This is a genomic window from Streptomyces odontotermitis (assembly GCF_050510915.1).
Lineage (GTDB): Bacteria > Actinomycetota > Actinomycetes > Streptomycetales > Streptomycetaceae > Streptomyces.
In genome coordinates this window covers 601802-617044 of the sequence record NZ_JBNJLS010000002.1, presented here as the reverse complement: position 1 = coordinate 617044, position 15243 = coordinate 601802, and the positions used below count along the sequence as shown (strand labels likewise).

The window sequence follows — 15243 nt, the reverse complement described above, 5'->3', positions numbered from 1 at the left end:
CAAGCCTCACCCGGGCTGGCACCATTGATCCAACGCATACGTGTCATGGAGGTATGAGCCCGCCGCATGTCCGTGAACCTGCCCCAGCTCCGCGCCTTCCTCGCCGTCGTCGACGCGGGCGGATTCAGCGCGGCCGCCGTCGAGTTGGGCATGAGCCAGTCCGCCGTGTCGCACGCCGTCGCCTCCCTGGAGCGGGAGCTGGCCGGGCCGCTCGTCGTGCGGGCCGCGCCGGTACGGACGACGGCCTTGGGGGAGCGGGTCCTGCCGCACGCGCGCATGGCCGTCTCGGCGGCCGGGGCCGTGGAGCGGGTCGCGGCAGACGCGAGCGGGGCCATGAGCGGAACGGTGCGGCTCGCGGCGACGCCCACCGTATGCCAGGGCATGGTGCCCGGGCTGCTCCGGCACTGGGCGGAAGACCAACCCCGCGTCACCGTGCGGGTCTTCGAAGGGGACAGCGCTGAGGTGGAGGGGTGGCTCCGGGACGGCACCGCCGATGCCGGGATACTCGTCGATCCGCCCGCCGGGCCGGGGATCCAGCTCGCCGACGACGCCTACCGGGCGCTGCTGCCCGGCGACCATCCGCTGGCCGGTGAGCCGTACGTCGAGATCCGGGATCTGGAGGACGACGACTTCCTGATCTCGCCCAACGGGTGCGAGGCGCGCGTCCGGACCATCCACCGGCTCGCCGGGGTGCCCTTCGAACCGACCCATCGCGTACGGGACCTGGCCACCCTCATCAGCATGGTGCAGGCCGGGATCGGGGTCACGGTGCTGTCCGAGGTCTCGCGGTCACTGATCCCCGACGACCTGGTGCTGCTGCCCGTGCGGCCGCAGACCTCGCGCCGTCTCGTCCTGAGCGGACCGCCGGAGCGCCCCTGGCACCCGGCGGTCCGCACCCTGGCCGAATCGGCCGTGGGACATCTGGCCCGCGCCGAAGCGAAGGCCGTCATCGTCATCTAGACCGCGTGCTGATCAAGCACGTGGCAGGTGACAGGCGGCGAACAGGGGATCAGACTCCCCAGCCACCCTGCTTCACCGCGCAGTTCCAGGTCCTGCCCTGGCCGTGCAGGGTGAAACTGACCTTGTACGAGCGCCGGTTGAGCACGTGCGTACGGACCTTGAAGCCGAGGCTCTTCTTGCCCTTGAGCGTCGTCTTGTAGACCGTGGCCTTCTGCGACGTGCGGTGCGTGATCTTGCCGCCGCCGTGCGGAGTCGCCTTGCCGAAGCGGATGTTCTTCTTGTTGGTCACCGTGAAGGAGACCTTCTTGAAGCTCTTGCTGCTCCGGTTCTTGATGCCGAAGTACAGGCCGCCGTTGGTCACCCAGCCGTTGTGGTCCGTGTAGAACCGGGTCGGGTAGGAGATGTCGACCGGGCAGCCCGCGGCCGCCGCCTTGCGCGGAGCGGCCGAGGCCGCCTCGGCCAGGCCGAGCTGGGTGCCCGTGATGGCGGCCGCCGTGGCCAGTACTGCGGTGGTGGTGCGCATGCGGTTCACTGCGCTGGTACCTCTTCCCCCTGTGGCCCCGTGGGGCCCAACTGTCAGGACTGTGCGATGCATTCGCAGGGGGCAGCTTATGTCCCCCATACGGAGCGTATTGATAGCACGGTGTCCCAAGGTCGTAACGACCTGGTCCGCCCTTTCGGCACCGCGTAACGTGACGCCGCATGAAGATCTGTGTCACTGCCGGGTGAAGCCGAGAAGTGCTGGCACCGTAGACCGTACGAGCCTCTGACCTGCGATGGGACGGATGGGACCGCGACGCATGAAGATCCTCATCAGCGCCGACATGGAGGGCGCGACGGGTGTGACCTGGCCTGCCGACGTGCTGCCCGGTACGCCCCAGTGGGAGCGGTGCCGGTCGATGTTCACCTCGGATGTGAACGCCGCCGTGGTCGGGTTCTTCGAAGGCGGCGCCGACGAGGTGCTCATCAACGAGGCCCACTGGACCATGCGCAATCTGCTGCTCGAGGAGCTGGACGAGCGGGCGGAGATGCTCACCGGACGGCACAAGGCGCTCTCGATGGTGGAGGGCGTGCAGTACGAGGGGGAGCACGCCGTCGACGGGATCGCGTTCGTCGGCTACCACGCGGGAGCCGGCATGGAAGGCGTCCTCGCCCACACATATCTGGCCAATTCGATCACCGGGGTGTGGGTGAACGGGGTGCGGGCCAGCGAGGGGCTGCTCAACGCGCGCGTGGTGGCCGAGTTCGGGGTGCCGGTGGTCCTCGTCACCGGGGACGACCTGGCCTGTGAGGACGCCCTCGGCTACGCGCCGGACGCGCTGAAGGTCGCCGTGAAGGACCACGTGTCGCGGTACGCGGCGATCTGCCGCACGCCTGCGCGCACCGCCGCCGACATCCGGGCCGCCGCCAAGGAGGCCGCGGCGCTCGCGGTGCGCCGGGATCCGGTCGACGCCGGGCCCTTCACCGTCGAGGTCGAGTTCGACGCCGAACACCTGTCGATGGCGTCGACCGTCGTGCCGGGCGTCCGGCGCACCGGGGAGCGCCAGATCACGTACACCAGCGAGACGATGTACGAGGGAATTCGTACCTTCAAGGCGGTCACCACGATCGCCGCGGCCGCCGTGGAGGAGCAATATGGCTGACCGGAACGATTCTGCGGACGCCGCCGAGGGGGCGACTCCGGCGTCGGCGGGAGTCGACGCCACCGCGCTCGACGAGGTCGTCGAGTTCACCTCCGACCTCATCCGCATCGACACCACCAACCGCGGAGACGGCGACTGCAGTGAGCGCCCCGCCGCCGAGTACGCCGCCGAGCGGCTCGCCGGGGCCGGGCTCGAACCGACCCTCCTGGAGCGGACGCCCGGGCGCACCAACGTCGTCGCGCGCATCGCGGGCACCGACCCCGGCGCCGAGGCACTGCTCGTGCACGGGCACCTGGACGTCGTGCCCGCCGAGGCCGCCGACTGGAGCGTGGACCCCTTCTCCGGGGAGGTCCGCGACGGCGTCGTGTGGGGGCGCGGCGCCGTCGACATGAAGAACATGGACGCGATGATCCTGGCCGTCGTCCGCCGCTGGGCGCGCGCCGGGGTGCGGCCGCGCCGGGACATCGTCATCGCCTTCACCGCCGACGAGGAGGCCAGCGCCGTCGACGGCTCGGGCTTCCTCGCCGACAGCCACCCGGAGCTCTTCGAGGGCTGCACCGAAGGCATCAGCGAGTCCGGGGCGTTCACCTTCCATGACGGGCGCGGGCGCGAGCTGTACCCGATCGCGGCGGGGGAGCGCGGCACGGGCTGGCTGAAGCTCACCGCGTACGGGAAGGCGGGGCACGGCTCCAAGGTGAACCCCGACAACGCCGTGGGCCACCTCGCCGGGGCCATCGCCCGCATCGCCCAGCACCGGTGGCCGGTCCGGCTCACGCCCACCGTGCGCGCCGCCCTCGTCGAACTAGCCTCCCTGTACGGCCTGGACGCCGACGTGGACGCGCCCGGCTTCGACGTCGACGCGCTCTTCGACAAGCTCGGCCCGGTCGCCGAGCTGGTCGCGCCGACCGTGCGGGGCAGCGCCAACCCCACGATGCTGTCCGCCGGTTACAAGATCAACGTGATTCCGGGGGAGGCCACCGCCCACGTCGACGGCCGCTATCTGCCCGGCGGCGAAGAAGAGTTCCGCCAGACCCTCGACCTGCTCACCGGACCGGATGTGGACTGGGAGTTCCACCACCGAGAGGTGGCTCTCCAGGCGCCGGTGGACTCGCCGACGTACGCCAGGATGCGCGCCGCCGTAGAGGAGTTCGCACCCGAGGGGCACGTGGTGCCGTACTGCATGTCGGGGGGCACGGACGCCAAGCAGTTCTCCCGGCTCGGCATCACGGGCTACGGCTTCGCGCCGCTCAAGCTCCCCGAGGGCTTCGACTACCAGGCGCTGTTCCATGGCGTCGACGAGCGCGTCCCGGTCGAGGCCCTGCACTTCGGGGTCCGCGTCCTTGACCGGTTCTTGCGCACGGCCTAGAGAGAAGGCGGACGGCTCTGTGAAAGTGGGGGCGTGAACGACATGGTGCAGACCACACCGTATGGCTCCTGGCCCTCGCCCATCGACGCGCGGCTCGCGGCCGCCCACGACGGCGGCCCCTCCTTCGCAGGCTTCGTGGGGGACGAGACGTGGTGGACGGAGCCGCGCCCCGACGAAGGCGGGCGCCGCGCCCTGGTGCGGCGCCGCGCGGACGGCACCGAGGAGTCGGTCCTGCCGCCGCCGTGGAACGTCCGCAGCCGGGTCATGGAGTACGGGGGCCTGCCCTGGGCCGGGGCGCACGACGGCGAGGGCCCCCTCGTGGTCTTCTCCGACTTCGCCGACCAGCGCCTCTACGCCCACGCCCCCGACAACCCCGGCGCCGTCCCCCGGCCCCTCACTCCCCTCTCGCCCGTCGGCGGCGGCCTGCGCTGGGTCGACCCGCGCATCCACCTCGACCGGGGGGAAGTGTGGTGCGTCCTGGAGGAGTTCACCGGACCCGGGCCCACCGATGTGCGCCGGGTCCTCGCCGCGGTGCCGCTCGACGGCTCGGCGGCCGGCGACCGGTCGGCGGTGTGCGAACTCTCCGACGGCGCCCACCGCTTCGTCACCGGGCCGCGGCTCTCGCCCGACGGCGGCCACGCCGCCTGGATCGGCTGGGACCACCCCCACATGCCGTGGGACGAGACCGAGTTGAAGGTCGCCGAGGTCGCCGCGGACGGCACCTTCGGACCGGCCAGGACCCTCGCGGGCGGCGTCGGCGAGTCGATCGTGCAGACCGAGTGGGCGGCCGACGGGCGGCTGCTGTTCGCCAGCGACCGCACCGGCTGGTGGAACCTGTACCGGACGCGGCCGGACGGCACGGGCGCCGCCGAGGCGCTCTGTCCGCGCGAGGAGGAGTTCGGCGGGGCCCTGTGGCAGGTGGGCCGCCGCTGGTTCGCGCCGCTGGCGGGCGGGCTCGTCGCCGTTGTGCACGGCAAGGGCGCCACCGCCCTCGGCATACTCGACCCGGAGACCGGCGAGGTCGTCGACGCGGCCGGGCCCTGGACGGAGTGGGCGCCCACCCTCGCCACGCACGGCACCCGCGTCGTCGGCGTCGCGGCCAGCCCGCGCAGCGCGTACGAAGTGGTGGAGCTCGACACCCGCACCGGCCGCGCCCGCGTCATCGGCGCCGCCCACGACGACCCCGTCGACCCCGCCTACTACCCCGAGCCGCAGATCCGCACCTTCAGCGGCCCCTGCGGACGCGAGATCCACGCCCACATCTACCCGCCGCACCACCCCGGCCGCCTCGCCACCGACGACGAACTCCCGCCCTACGTGGTGTGGGCGCACGGCGGCCCCACCGACCGCGCGCCCCTCGTACTCGACCTGGAGATCGCCTACTTCACCTCGCGCGGCATCGGCGTCGCCGAGGTCAACTACGGCGGCTCCACCGGCTACGGCCGCGCCTACCGCGACCGGCTGCGCGAACAGTGGGGCGTCGTCGACGTCGAGGACTGCGCCGCCGTCGCCCTCGCGCTCGCCGACGAGGGCACCGCCGACCGCGGCCGGCTCGCCATCCGCGGCGGCAGCGCGGGCGGCTGGACCACGGCGGCCTCGCTCGCCACCACCGACGTGTACGCGTGCGGCACCGTCATCTACCCCGTCCTCGACCTCACCGCGTGGAGCACCGGCGAGACCCACGACCTGGAGTCCCAGTACCTGGAGTCCCTGGTGGGCCCGCGCGCCTTCGCCGCCGCCCGCTACGCGGAACGCTCCCCCACGGAACAGGCGGACCGGGTCACCGTCCCCTTCCTGCTCCTCCAGGGCCTCGACGACGTGATCTGCCCGCCCGCGCAGGCCGAGCGGTTCCTCGCCCGGTTCGCGGGGCGGCGGGTCCCGCACGCGTACATCGCCTTCGAGGGGGAGGGCCACGGCTTCCGCAGGGCCGACACGATGATCCGCGCCCTGGAGTCCGAACTCTCCCTGTACGCACAGGTCTTCGGCCTGCACACGACCGGCATCCCCACCCTGGAGCTCGCCAAGTGACCCCACCGGCCGGCCGAGTGACCCCGCTTGCCCGCCCGCCCCGCCTCACTCCGTCGTCGCGAGTCGCCGTGGTCGCGCCCGCCGGGCCCGTGCCCGAGGAGAGCCTGCAGGCGGGCCTGGACATTCTGCGGGGCTGGGACCTCGATCCGGTGGCAGGGGCTCATGTCCTGTCCGTAGGACGGGAGTTGACCTACCTGGCGGGAGCGGACGCGGACCGGGCGGCCGACTTCCAGCGGGCCTGGTGCGACCCGGAGGTGTCCGCCGTGTTCTGCGCGCGCGGCGGCTACGGCATCCAGCGGATGGTGGACCTCCTCGACTGGGAGGCGCTGCGGGCGGCCGGGCCCAAGGTGCTCGTCGGCTACAGCGACATCACCGCGCTCCACGAGGCGTTCGCGGCGCGCCTCGGCCTGGCGACGCTGCACGGGCCGCTGATCGCGACGGACGGCTTCCTCAAGAGCGAGAAGGCGCAAGAGCACCTGCGGGCAACGCTGTTCACCCCTGAGTCGGTACAGGAACTGACGGCAGGCGCCACCCTTTCCCCGGCATTCACCTGTGCCCCCGGCCGCGCGCGGGGTGTGACCCTCGGCGGCTGCCTCAGCCTGCTCGCCGCCGACCTCGGCACCCCGCACGCCCGCCCCTCGGCGCGCGGCGGCCTGCTGTGCCTGGAGGACATCGGCGAGGACCCCTACCGCCTCGACCGCTACCTCACCCAACTCCTGCGCGGCGGCTGGCTCGACGGGGTCGCCGGGGTGGCGCTCGGCTCGTGGGTGGACTGCTCGCCGTACACCGAGGTCCGGGCCCTGTTCGCGGACCGGCTCGGCGGGCTCGGGGTGCCCGTGGTCGGGGACTTCGGGTTCGGGCACGGGGAGGGGGCGCCGACGCTGCCGCTGGGGGTGGTGGGCGAACTGGACGCGGGGGCGGGGGTGTTGAGGCTGGACGTGCCCGCGCTGAGGTGAGTGGTTCCGGCTCCTGTCCGGCAGTCCCGGTGACTGGGCCGGTGACTGGGCCGGGGCCGGGGGTGGTGGTGCCGGGACGGTGGTGGGGACGGGGTGGCCGGGAGCTACCCCTTGACCGGGTCCGTGCCCGCCTCCTTGACGAGGCGGTCGCCGACGGCGAGGTCCTTCCAGAGGCTGCGACCGACGCGCACCTTCTTGGTCTGCCCGTCGGTGAGCCGGATCTCGGCGTAGTGGTACATGTTCGAGCCGTCGGTCATGCCCCGCGACTTGTCGGTCACGACGCCTTCCCAGGACTCGTCCTTGCCGCTCTTCCGCGATGTGAACATGCCGCCACGATACGGGTGTGCGGGCGCGCTCGCCCGTCCCGCATCTGCTGGTGGGGTGACCCTGTTCTCACTGCTCCCCCCAGTTCTTGCTGTTCTCGCTGCTGTCACTGCTCTCACTGCTCTTGCGCACCCACACCATGACCTTGCGGCCTCGTTCGCTCCTCTCGGCGCCCAGTAAGAAGTGCTCTTGCAGGACCCGCTGCTTCACGCGGTCGCGGGCGGTGCCGGGCGAGGGCCCACGGGCATCGGTGACGACGAGGATGCGATGCGCCCTGAGCATGGCGCGCTCGATGTGTCGAGGCCCGGCCTCCACGCCGTTCAACGTGCCCGATTCCAGGGGGCCCTGGGCCAGGGCGACATCGTCGAGCCCGACGAAGTCGCCGGGTGTGACGAGCGCCGTGTCCCGCCGGGCGGCGGGGATGTAGAGCACCGCGTCACCGGGTTCACGGGCCGTGGCGACGTTGGCTGCCGCGGACAGGACGTCGTCGATCCGGCCGTGGGGGTCGCGCAGGGACATCTGGGCGGGGAGCAGGAGGAGGAAGGCGCAGGTGGCGGCGGCAAGGACCGTACGGAGAGGGGGAGTTGACGTCCGGATGGCGAGGGTGTGGCATGCCGCGCCGATGAGGAGCGCGAGGCCGAGGTGGGTGAAGAGGACGTAGCGCGCGAGGTAGACGGGGCGGAGGGTGGAGGCCGCGAGGAGGAGGAGCGGGGGGAGGGTGAGGAGGGGGAGGGCGAGGGTGGGGAGTGTGATGCGGGGGTGGGTGGAGGGGTGTGGGGGTGTGGTGCCTGCGGGTGCGGTGCCTGCGGGTGCGGTGTCTGCTCGTGGGGCGTCTGCGGGTGCGGTGTCTGCTCGTGGGGCGTCTGCGGGTGCGGTCGTGGTGATCGTTTCCGTTGCGGGCACGGTGCCTGTGGCTGCGGTCGCCGCGATCGTCGCAGTTGCGGGCGCGGTTCCCGCGGTTGAAGCCGCCGCAATCGTCCTAGTTCCCGTTCCTGCTCCCGTTCTTGCTCCTGCTCCCGTTCCCGCTTGAGCCGCCCCACCCGTAACCGCGATCGCTCGCGCTTGAACTTCTGGCCGCCCTCGCCCTCGTGCTCCGGCTCCTGCCCGGCCTCCCGCCCGCCCCCGCAAGGCAGCGTCACCCCTCGCCCCGGCCCCCGCGAACCACGCACACCCCCCACCCGCACCCAGCATCACCACCACCCCGACCACCGTGCCCGCCCCCGCCCCCGGTATCCAGGCGATCTGCGCCGCCTGGTCCCGGCTCGCGGCGACCAGCGGCAGTGCGCCCAGGGCCGCCGCGCTCGCGGCGACGGACCAGTGCCCCACGATCCGGCGGGCCGGTCGTGCGAGTGCCACTGTCACGCCGTGCGCGCAGAGCACCAGCAGGGAGAACCAGTTGAGGAGGGCCGCCGTCAGTACGGTCGCCCCGTATGCCGTCCAGCGGCCGGGCCCGGGCCGGTCCACCGCCGCGACAAGCAGGCGGCAGGACAGCGCGACGAAGAGCGTGACCAGGGCGTAGGGGCGGCCCTCCTGCGCGTACTCCTGTACGGCGGGCATCAAGGCGAACGACAGCCCGGCCGCCAGGCCCACCCACCGGCCGGCCAGCCGTGCCCCGAGGTCGGCGACCAGCCCGGCGGCGCCGCTCATGGCCAGCACCGACGGCAGCCGCAGCGAGCCGAGCCCGTCCCCGAACACCGCGAACACGGCGTGCATGAAGAGGTAGTACAGCCCGTGCACCACGTCGACGTGGGCGGTCATCTGCCAGAGCTCAGGAACGCTCCGGTGGGCCGCCTGCCAGGTGGCCGCCTCGTCGCGCCACATGCTGTCGCCGCGCGAGAGGCCCCACAGTCCGAGCGACAGCATGAGTGCGCAGGGCGCCAGCACATGAGGTCTGACTCCGGATCCGGGCATGGGGGACCTCCGCGTCGGCATGGGGGAGCGACCGGAGTCGCAGACCCGCCGGGGGGACTCCCGATCGCGTACGGAACGCTAGGCGCCGCCGCGGTCCAGGTCGTCACCTGCGCGGCCGAGCCGGCGGGTCCGCCCCGGGCCCTAGGGCGAGACCGTCCGTGGCCCTTGGGCGTACGCCTCAAGTACCTCGCCGCCGGCCGTGACGGGAGGGCATGGTGACCCGCGCCCGCCGTGTCGGTGGGCTGTCGGGGGCTGTCGGCTCCGTGTCGGTGGGCTGTCGGTGGGCTCCTGCACCTTTGCGGAGACGGCCCGCCCGAGCCCATCGGGTGGCCTCGACACCTGACGCGACAGCTGAGGAGCCACCATGACCATCCCGCACGTCACCATCATCGGCGCCGGACTCGGCGGCCTCACCCTCGCCCGCGTCCTGCACGTCCATGGGATCACGTCCACCGTCTACGAGGCGGAGGCATCCCCGACGGCCCGTTCGCAAGGCGGAATGCTCGACATCCATGACTACAACGGGCAGTTGGCCCTCGAAGCGGCCGGTCTGATGGAGGCGTTCCACGGCATCGTCCTGGAGGGGCGCCAGTCGCTGCGGGTCCTCGACCGGGACGGGACCGTCCTGCTCGACAAGGCCGACGACGGCACGGGCGGCCGCCCCGAGGCGCTCCGCGCCGACCTGCGGCAGATCCTGCTCGACTCGCTCCCCGGCGGGACCGTGCAGTGGGGGCACAAGGTGAGCGGTGTCCGGTCCTTGGGGGACGGGCGTCACGAGGTGGTCTTCGACGGCGGTGTCACCCTCGCCACCAGCCTGCTGGTCGGCGCCGACGGCGCCTGGTCGCGGGTCCGGCCCCTGCTCACCGACGCCAGGCCCCAGTACGTCGGACGCTCGGTCGTCGAGACCTACCTGTACGACGCCGACACCCGGCACCCGGCCGCCGCGAAGGCGGTCGGCGGTGGGTCGTTGATGGCGCCCTCGCCGGGGCGGGAGATCTTCGCCCACCGGGAGAAGGGCGACACCCTGCACGCCTACGTGGGGATAGCCGAGCCGCAGGAGTGGTTCGACGCCGTCGACTTCACCGATTCCGCCGCGGCCACGGCGCGGATCGCCAACGAGTTCGACGGCTGGGCGCCCGAACTCACCGCGCTGATCACCGACGGCGACACCGCCCCCGTCCTGCGCCGACTCTTCGCCCTGCCGGTCGAGCACCGCTGGGAGCGCACCCCGGGCGTGACCCTGATCGGCGACGCCGCCCACCTCGCGGCCCCGAACGGCGAGGGCGCCAACCTGGCCATGCTCGACGGCGCCGAGCTCGCCGCGTCCCTCGCCGCGCACCCGGACGACGTCGAGTCCGCACTCGCCGCGTACGAGAAGGCCATGTTCCCGCGCGGTGCCGAAGCCGCTCTCCAGGGCATCGAGCACGAGCAGATGGACTCCGGCAACAACACGGCCCACGCGCTGGTCGCCCTGTTCGAGGAATACGAGAAGAGCCGGTGACCACCCCCTGAGTCAGTTCACGAGTGCGCGGTCGCGGGCTTCCTCGACGACGCGACCGGCGCTCTCCTCGGCGGTGAGGGTCGACGTGTCGAACCACCAGCCCACATCGCCGAGTTCCCGCTTCATCGCGGCATCCAGATCCTCGTAACCGTCGAAGGAGAAGCGCTCCCGCGGGTCGCGGAGGGTGTTGCGGTGGCGGCACGCCTCGATGCCCGGTGCGAGCACGACGAACAGGACCCGGCGGGCCGGGAGGAGGGAGACGAAGAAGTCCAGCTGTGCGCGGTCGGGGATCACCCAGTCGATCACGGGCGTGAAGCCGGCGTCGCAGAAGTTGGCCGCCAGCGCGCACAGATTGCGGTTGCACAGCTCCACTTGGCGCGCCGCCTCGTCGGCGGGTTCGCCCAGCGCCCCGACGCGCCCGCCGACGACCAGCCTGCTGACGAAGTCGCCGTCGAGCCGGGCGGAGCGGGGCAGGCGCTCGGCGACGCGCCTGGTCACCGTCGACTTCCCGGCCCCCGGCATCCCCGTGACGATCAGGCAGTCCGGCGAGCTCCCCGGAGAGCAACTCGGTGCGCTGTCAGGCGTCTTGGCATGGATCACGGGCGTCAGCGTGCCAGTGCGCCCGGTGGCCGGCAACCGCATTCCGGCGGCGCCGCTCCCGTCCTGAACGCCGCGCCCCCTGCCCCGAAGGCCGCGCCGCCTGCGCGGGAGGCCCTGCCCCCTTCACGGAATCTCTGCACCGCCTCCCGGAAGAAACCGCTGTCACGAGCGTTGACCCGCGCCTGACACGTGTCACAGCATGACCTCGGCCGGGCCTACCGGCCAGTAGACGACCGCCGGTTGACGGTCGCCCTCAGCGTGGAGGTCCCGTGTCCCGTCGCCCCGTGTCCCGTCGTCTCCTGTCCCGCCGCGCCCTGCGCGGATCCCGTACGCCGCTCGCCCTCGCCCTCGGAGCCGCCCTCGCCGCACCGCTCGCCCTCGCGGCCCCGGCGGGCGCCACCGAAGACGGCGCTACGGGAGGCCAAGTCGCCGTCAAGGCGCTGAAGTTCACCGTCAGGACCGGCGGACGCACCTGCACCGTCGACGCCGACCTCTACACGCCCGCCGGGGTCGACGCCGCGCACACCGCGCCCGCCGTGCTGGCCACCAACGGGTTCGGCGGGAGCAAGAGCGACGGGGGGACGGCCGCGATCGGCAAGGCGTTCGCGGAGCGCGGGTACGTCGGGCTCGTCTACTCCGGGCTCGGCTTCGGCAAGTCGGGGTGTCTGATCTCCCTCGACGACCCGAAGACCGACGGGGTGGCGGCCTCCGGGCTCGTCGACTTCCTCGCGGGCAAGAGGGCCGCCGACGACGGCACGACCATCGACTACGTCACCACGGACCGCAAGGGGGACCCGCGCGTCGGGATGATCGGCGGCTCGTACGGCGGGGCCATCCAGATGGCGACGGCCGCCGTCGACCACCGCGTCGACGCCCTCGTGCCGATGATCACCTGGAACGACCTGGCGTACTCCCTCGACCCGAACAACGCCGCCGACCGGTCCGTGCCCGGAGCCGCCAAGTGGCAGTGGATGAACGGGTTCTATCTCATCGGGGAGGGCCAGCCCCTGCTCGTGCCGAGCCTCGATCCGTCCCGGATCAACAAGCTCGGCTGTCTGCACTTCGTCTCCGACGCCTGCGAGACCATCCGCACCCTCAACTCCGGCCGCTACCCCGCCGACAGGACCCGGCAGCTCCAGAAGTTCGCGCGCAGCGTCTCACCGGTGTCCTATCTGAACCGGGTCAAGGCGCCCACGCTCCTCATCCAGGGCCAGGCCGACAGCCTCTTCAACCTGGGCGAGGCCCAGGCCACGTACAAGACCCTCAAGGCGCAGGGCACGACGGCCAAGATGATCTGGCAGTACGGGGGACACAGCGGCAGCCTCAGCGATCCGAACTCCGGTGAACTCGACCTCGGCCGGGGCAACTTGGAGACCTCGTACGTCGGCAAGCGCATCCTCGCGTGGTTCGACCGCTATCTGCGGCACGGCAAGGGCGTCGACACCGGGCCGGACTTCGCCTACTACCGCGACTGGATCAGCGGCCCGAACGGGACGTACGGCACGGCCTCAAAGGTGCCCGCACCGAGCCGGAAGCTGTACCTGTCCGGCGACGGCAAGCTCGTCGACAACCGCAAGAAGGTCGCGCGCGGCAGCCGCGAGTACCGCAACTGGCTCGTCCCCACGAGCCATTCGGAGAGCTCCCTCGCCGGGATGATCGGCCTGCCCGACCCGGCCCCGTACGACATCAAGGGCACCTACCTCGACTGGACCACCGAACCGGTCACGTCCCCCGTCGACGTCGTGGGTTCACCGAAGGCCACGCTGAAGGTCGTCTCGCCGAGGACCGAGAAGACGCAGAACTCCGGCGACGCCGCCGACAAGCTCGTCCTCTTCGCCAAGCTGTACGACGTCGCGCCCGACGGCAAGAAGACGCTGGTGCACCGCCTGGTGGCGCCCGTGCGGGTGCCGGACGTGACGCGGCCGTTCACGGTGACGCTGCCGGGCATCGTGCACCGGTACGAGACGGGGCACCGCCTCCAGTTCGTGATCGCGGCGAGCGACGGGGCGTACGGGGGCAACCGGGGCGTGAAGCCGGTGACGGTCACGAGCGAGCCCGGCAGCACGGGGGTGCTCGACCTGCCGGTCGTCCCCTGAGACCACCGGGGCCACCGGGGGCACTGACGTCACCCGTACGGCCCAGCGGCCCACCCCGTGAGGAACACCCACCGCGCGCGAACCCGCCCCGCTGCCCATGCTGGGGGCGGGGGAGGCCGGTCGTAACCTCCGACGGAAGGGTCCAGACAATGAGCCCCAACACCTCCACGGGCGGCTCGAAGAGCGGCTCGGACGGGCTGCTGACACCCGGCAGGGTGATCGTCGCGACGATCGCCGTCCTCACCCTGGTCTTCATCTTCGAGAACACCCGCAACACCAAGATCCGACTGCTCATCCCCGAAGTGTCCATGCCTCTGTGGATGGCTCTCCTCGGCACGGGACTGATCGGTGCCTTGTGCGGGGCCTACTTCGTCAGGAGGCGCAAGTGAGGGTTGAACTGCGACGGGCCGCGGTCGTCGTCGGCACCATGGCCGCCGCCACCGCCATGACGGTCACGACGGCGGTGGCCGCCGGGCCGCCCATGCCGGAGTTCCGGGGCCGCGGCCTCATGCACGTGTTCAACACGGTCGACTACCGCACCCGCGTCGACGTCAGCGACGCCAGCGGCTTCCACCGGCACGTCCTGTGGCCGCTGAGCTGGAAGGTGTGCACGCAGACCCCGGCGGCGGGCACGAAGCTCGACGGTCAGGCCATCACCATCGGGGTCGTCAAGAACGGCGAGAAGTGTCCCAAGGGTGCCAAGTGAGGCCCTGGCCGACGGCCCGATAGCGTGCCCGTATGCCAGCCAGCGACATATATCTCGCCCGTGGTCCGCGCGTGGGCGTCCGGCCCTTCACCTACGCGGACGGCGACGAGTTCACCCGGCGGGCCGAGGAGAGCCAGGAGCTGCACCGCCCCTGGCTCTTCCCGCCCCGCACGGCCGAGGCGTACGCCGCGTACGCGGGCGCGCTCATCGAGAACGCCACCAAGGCCGGATTCCTGCTCTGCGAGCTCGACTCCGGCGCGATCGCCGGATACGTCAGCGTCAACAACATCGTCGCGGGCGCCTTCCAGTGCGGCGCCCTCGGCTACGGCGCGTTCGCGCACGCGGCCGGACGCGGCCTGATGACGGAGGGCCTCGGCCTCGTCGTGCAGCACGCCTTCGGCCCCCTCGGCCTGCACCGCCTGGAGATCAACGTCCAGCCCACGAACGCCGCGTCGATCGCACTGGCCCGGCGGAGCGGGTTCCGGCTCGAAGGGTTCTCGCCGGACTTCCTCTTCATCGACGGGAGTTGGCGGGATCACGAGCGGTGGGCGCTGACGGCGGAGATGGCCCGGACGGCGGCGCTCAGCGGTGCTTCCGGTTGATCTTCATGGTGTCCATGTCCGTCACCGTCGAGCGCAACGCACTGTGCCCGTAGGCGAGTTCACGCAGCGTCGCCTCCGCTCGGTCCTCCGCGAGCGCGCCCGCCATCTCGTCGCCGTCCTCGGCGTCCGACTCGATGACGTACCGGAACGAGAAGTGCTTGAGGGCGCGGTCGTAGCTCAGCGTGCCCTCGGGGGTGAACTTCATTCCGGCGAGGCCCTCGTGTGCGGCCGCCTCCGCGAGCAGGCGGGTGCGGGCCTCGTCCGTGAGGGCCTCCCAGGCGCCTCGGACGATCACCCGGTATGTGTGCTGCGTGCCCATCTCGTTCCCTGCGCTTCTCGTTCGGCCCGGCTCTTGAAGGGGCCAGCGTACGTGTTCGACGACGCCGGGGACCTGACCCGCGTCCTGGGCGGGGACTGTTCCGTCCAGCTCAGGGCGTCGCTCGCGCTGCGGCGGATCGACCCCGATCTGGACCCGGACGGGACCGCGGGAGATCCGCTCACCGATCTCGTCGCGGACGCCTTTGCGCAATCCTGACCCGGAAACCCCCTG

At 72.0% G+C, this 15243-nt stretch carries 16 protein-coding genes; 11 read left to right on the top strand and 5 right to left on the bottom strand.

Annotation, left to right across the window (positions count from 1 at the left end; all coding sequences use genetic code 11):
* Window positions 1–66: 66 nt before the first annotated feature.
* Window positions 67–960 carry a LysR family transcriptional regulator gene (locus tag ACQB60_RS08945; protein ID WP_496925292.1) on the top strand — a complete coding sequence of 298 codons (894 nt, stop codon included), beginning with the start codon at window positions 67–69 and terminating at the stop codon, window positions 958–960.
* Window positions 961–1009: 49 nt separating this feature from the next.
* On the opposite strand, the gene ACQB60_RS08940 is transcribed toward ACQB60_RS08945, so the two are convergent.
* Complete coding sequence (locus ACQB60_RS08940; RefSeq protein WP_496925291.1) at window positions 1010–1483, bottom strand: hypothetical protein; 474 nt, start codon at window positions 1481–1483, stop codon at window positions 1010–1012.
* 277 nt (window positions 1484–1760) lie between these two features.
* On the opposite strand from ACQB60_RS08940, the gene ACQB60_RS08935 reads away from it, so the two are divergent.
* Genes ACQB60_RS08935 through ACQB60_RS08920 form a run of 4 tightly spaced genes read left to right on the top strand, consistent with a single transcriptional unit; the run spans window position 1761 to window position 6953 of the window.
* Window positions 1761–2603, top strand: a complete 843-nt coding sequence (locus ACQB60_RS08935; protein ID WP_496925290.1) for a M55 family metallopeptidase — start codon at window positions 1761–1763, stop codon at window positions 2601–2603.
* The gene (locus tag ACQB60_RS08930; RefSeq protein WP_496925289.1) at window positions 2596–3969 is read left to right on the top strand and encodes a M20/M25/M40 family metallo-hydrolase; all 1374 of its coding nucleotides are present in this window, start codon (window positions 2596–2598) and stop codon (window positions 3967–3969) included. The genes ACQB60_RS08935 and ACQB60_RS08930 overlap by 8 nt, the downstream gene beginning before the upstream one ends.
* A 42-nt stretch (window positions 3970–4011) precedes the next feature.
* Entirely contained in the window at window positions 4012–5997 is a 1986-nt protein-coding gene (locus tag ACQB60_RS08925) for a prolyl oligopeptidase family serine peptidase (RefSeq protein WP_496925651.1), read from the top strand.
* A 17-nt stretch (window positions 5998–6014) separates the two neighbouring features.
* Window positions 6015–6953: a S66 peptidase family protein gene (locus tag ACQB60_RS08920; RefSeq protein WP_496925650.1), complete on the top strand. Its 939-nt coding sequence runs from the start codon at window positions 6015–6017 to the stop codon at window positions 6951–6953.
* Window positions 6954–7057: 104 nt separating this feature from the next.
* Here ACQB60_RS08920 and ACQB60_RS08915 read toward each other — a convergent pair whose 3' ends face one another.
* Together ACQB60_RS08915 and ACQB60_RS08910 are read right to left on the bottom strand one after the other, a co-directional pair.
* Window positions 7058–7279 carry a DUF7489 domain-containing protein gene (locus ACQB60_RS08915; protein ID WP_496925288.1) on the bottom strand — a complete coding sequence of 74 codons (222 nt, stop codon included), beginning with the start codon at window positions 7277–7279 and terminating at the stop codon, window positions 7058–7060.
* A 67-nt stretch (window positions 7280–7346) separates the two neighbouring features.
* Window positions 7347–9188 carry a glycosyltransferase family 39 protein gene (locus tag ACQB60_RS08910; RefSeq protein WP_496925287.1) on the bottom strand — a complete coding sequence of 614 codons (1842 nt, stop codon included), beginning with the start codon at window positions 9186–9188 and terminating at the stop codon, window positions 7347–7349.
* Window positions 9189–9552: 364 nt separating this feature from the next.
* Between ACQB60_RS08910 and ACQB60_RS08905 the strand changes: the two genes are divergently transcribed.
* Window positions 9553–10689 (top strand): FAD-dependent oxidoreductase, encoded by a 1137-nt coding sequence (locus ACQB60_RS08905; RefSeq protein WP_496925286.1) that lies wholly within the window; start codon window positions 9553–9555, stop codon window positions 10687–10689.
* 12 nt (window positions 10690–10701) lie between these two features.
* Here ACQB60_RS08905 and ACQB60_RS08900 read toward each other — a convergent pair whose 3' ends face one another.
* Complete coding sequence (locus ACQB60_RS08900; protein WP_496925649.1) at window positions 10702–11211, bottom strand: AAA family ATPase; 510 nt, start codon at window positions 11209–11211, stop codon at window positions 10702–10704.
* A 362-nt stretch (window positions 11212–11573) separates the two neighbouring features.
* Between ACQB60_RS08900 and ACQB60_RS08895 the strand changes: the two genes are divergently transcribed.
* The 4 genes from ACQB60_RS08895 to ACQB60_RS08880 all read left to right on the top strand — a co-directional run bounded on the left by ACQB60_RS08895 (window position 11574) and on the right by ACQB60_RS08880 (window position 14693).
* A complete protein-coding gene (locus ACQB60_RS08895) occupies window positions 11574–13385 on the top strand; it encodes an alpha/beta fold hydrolase (RefSeq protein ID WP_496925285.1) in 1812 nt (603 codons plus the stop codon).
* Window positions 13386–13534: 149 nt separating this feature from the next.
* Window positions 13535–13774 carry a LapA family protein gene (locus ACQB60_RS08890; protein ID WP_496925284.1) on the top strand — a complete coding sequence of 80 codons (240 nt, stop codon included), beginning with the start codon at window positions 13535–13537 and terminating at the stop codon, window positions 13772–13774.
* Window positions 13771–14091, top strand: a complete 321-nt coding sequence (locus ACQB60_RS08885; RefSeq protein WP_496925283.1) for a hypothetical protein — start codon at window positions 13771–13773, stop codon at window positions 14089–14091. The genes ACQB60_RS08890 and ACQB60_RS08885 overlap by 4 nt, the downstream gene beginning before the upstream one ends.
* A gap of 32 nt (window positions 14092–14123) precedes the next feature.
* On the top strand, window positions 14124–14693 hold the full coding sequence (locus ACQB60_RS08880; RefSeq protein WP_496925282.1) for a GNAT family N-acetyltransferase: 570 nt from the start codon (window positions 14124–14126) through the stop codon (window positions 14691–14693).
* Here ACQB60_RS08880 and ACQB60_RS08875 read toward each other — a convergent pair.
* Complete coding sequence (locus ACQB60_RS08875) at window positions 14674–15012, bottom strand: DUF6204 family protein (RefSeq protein ID WP_496925281.1); 339 nt, start codon at window positions 15010–15012, stop codon at window positions 14674–14676. The genes ACQB60_RS08880 and ACQB60_RS08875 overlap by 20 nt on opposite strands.
* A 51-nt stretch (window positions 15013–15063) precedes the next feature.
* Here ACQB60_RS08875 and ACQB60_RS08870 point away from each other — a divergent pair, with 51 nt between their 5' ends.
* Window positions 15064–15228: a hypothetical protein gene (locus ACQB60_RS08870; protein WP_496925280.1), complete on the top strand. Its 165-nt coding sequence runs from the start codon at window positions 15064–15066 to the stop codon at window positions 15226–15228.
* The last annotated feature ends 15 nt before the right edge of the window (window positions 15229–15243 follow it).

Coding starts and splice junctions, on each gene's coding strand:
- ACQB60_RS08945 (WP_496925292.1), top strand. CDS start 67: ATGTCCGTGAACCTGCCCCAGCTCCGCGCCTTCCTCGCCGTCGTCGAC.
- ACQB60_RS08940 (WP_496925291.1), bottom strand. CDS start 1,483: ATGCGCACCACCACCGCAGTACTGGCCACGGCGGCCGCCATCACGGGC.
- ACQB60_RS08935 (WP_496925290.1), top strand. CDS start 1,761: ATGAAGATCCTCATCAGCGCCGACATGGAGGGCGCGACGGGTGTGACC.
- ACQB60_RS08930 (WP_496925289.1), top strand. CDS start 2,596: ATGGCTGACCGGAACGATTCTGCGGACGCCGCCGAGGGGGCGACTCCG.
- ACQB60_RS08925 (WP_496925651.1), top strand. CDS start 4,012: ATGGTGCAGACCACACCGTATGGCTCCTGGCCCTCGCCCATCGACGCG.
- ACQB60_RS08915 (WP_496925288.1), bottom strand. CDS start 7,279: ATGTTCACATCGCGGAAGAGCGGCAAGGACGAGTCCTGGGAAGGCGTC.
- ACQB60_RS08910 (WP_496925287.1), bottom strand. CDS start 9,188: ATGCCCGGATCCGGAGTCAGACCTCATGTGCTGGCGCCCTGCGCACTC.
- ACQB60_RS08905 (WP_496925286.1), top strand. CDS start 9,553: ATGACCATCCCGCACGTCACCATCATCGGCGCCGGACTCGGCGGCCTC.
- ACQB60_RS08900 (WP_496925649.1), bottom strand. CDS start 11,211: ATGCCGGGGGCCGGGAAGTCGACGGTGACCAGGCGCGTCGCCGAGCGC.
- ACQB60_RS08890 (WP_496925284.1), top strand. CDS start 13,535: ATGAGCCCCAACACCTCCACGGGCGGCTCGAAGAGCGGCTCGGACGGG.
- ACQB60_RS08880 (WP_496925282.1), top strand. CDS start 14,124: ATGCCAGCCAGCGACATATATCTCGCCCGTGGTCCGCGCGTGGGCGTC.
- ACQB60_RS08875 (WP_496925281.1), bottom strand. CDS start 15,012: ATGGGCACGCAGCACACATACCGGGTGATCGTCCGAGGCGCCTGGGAG.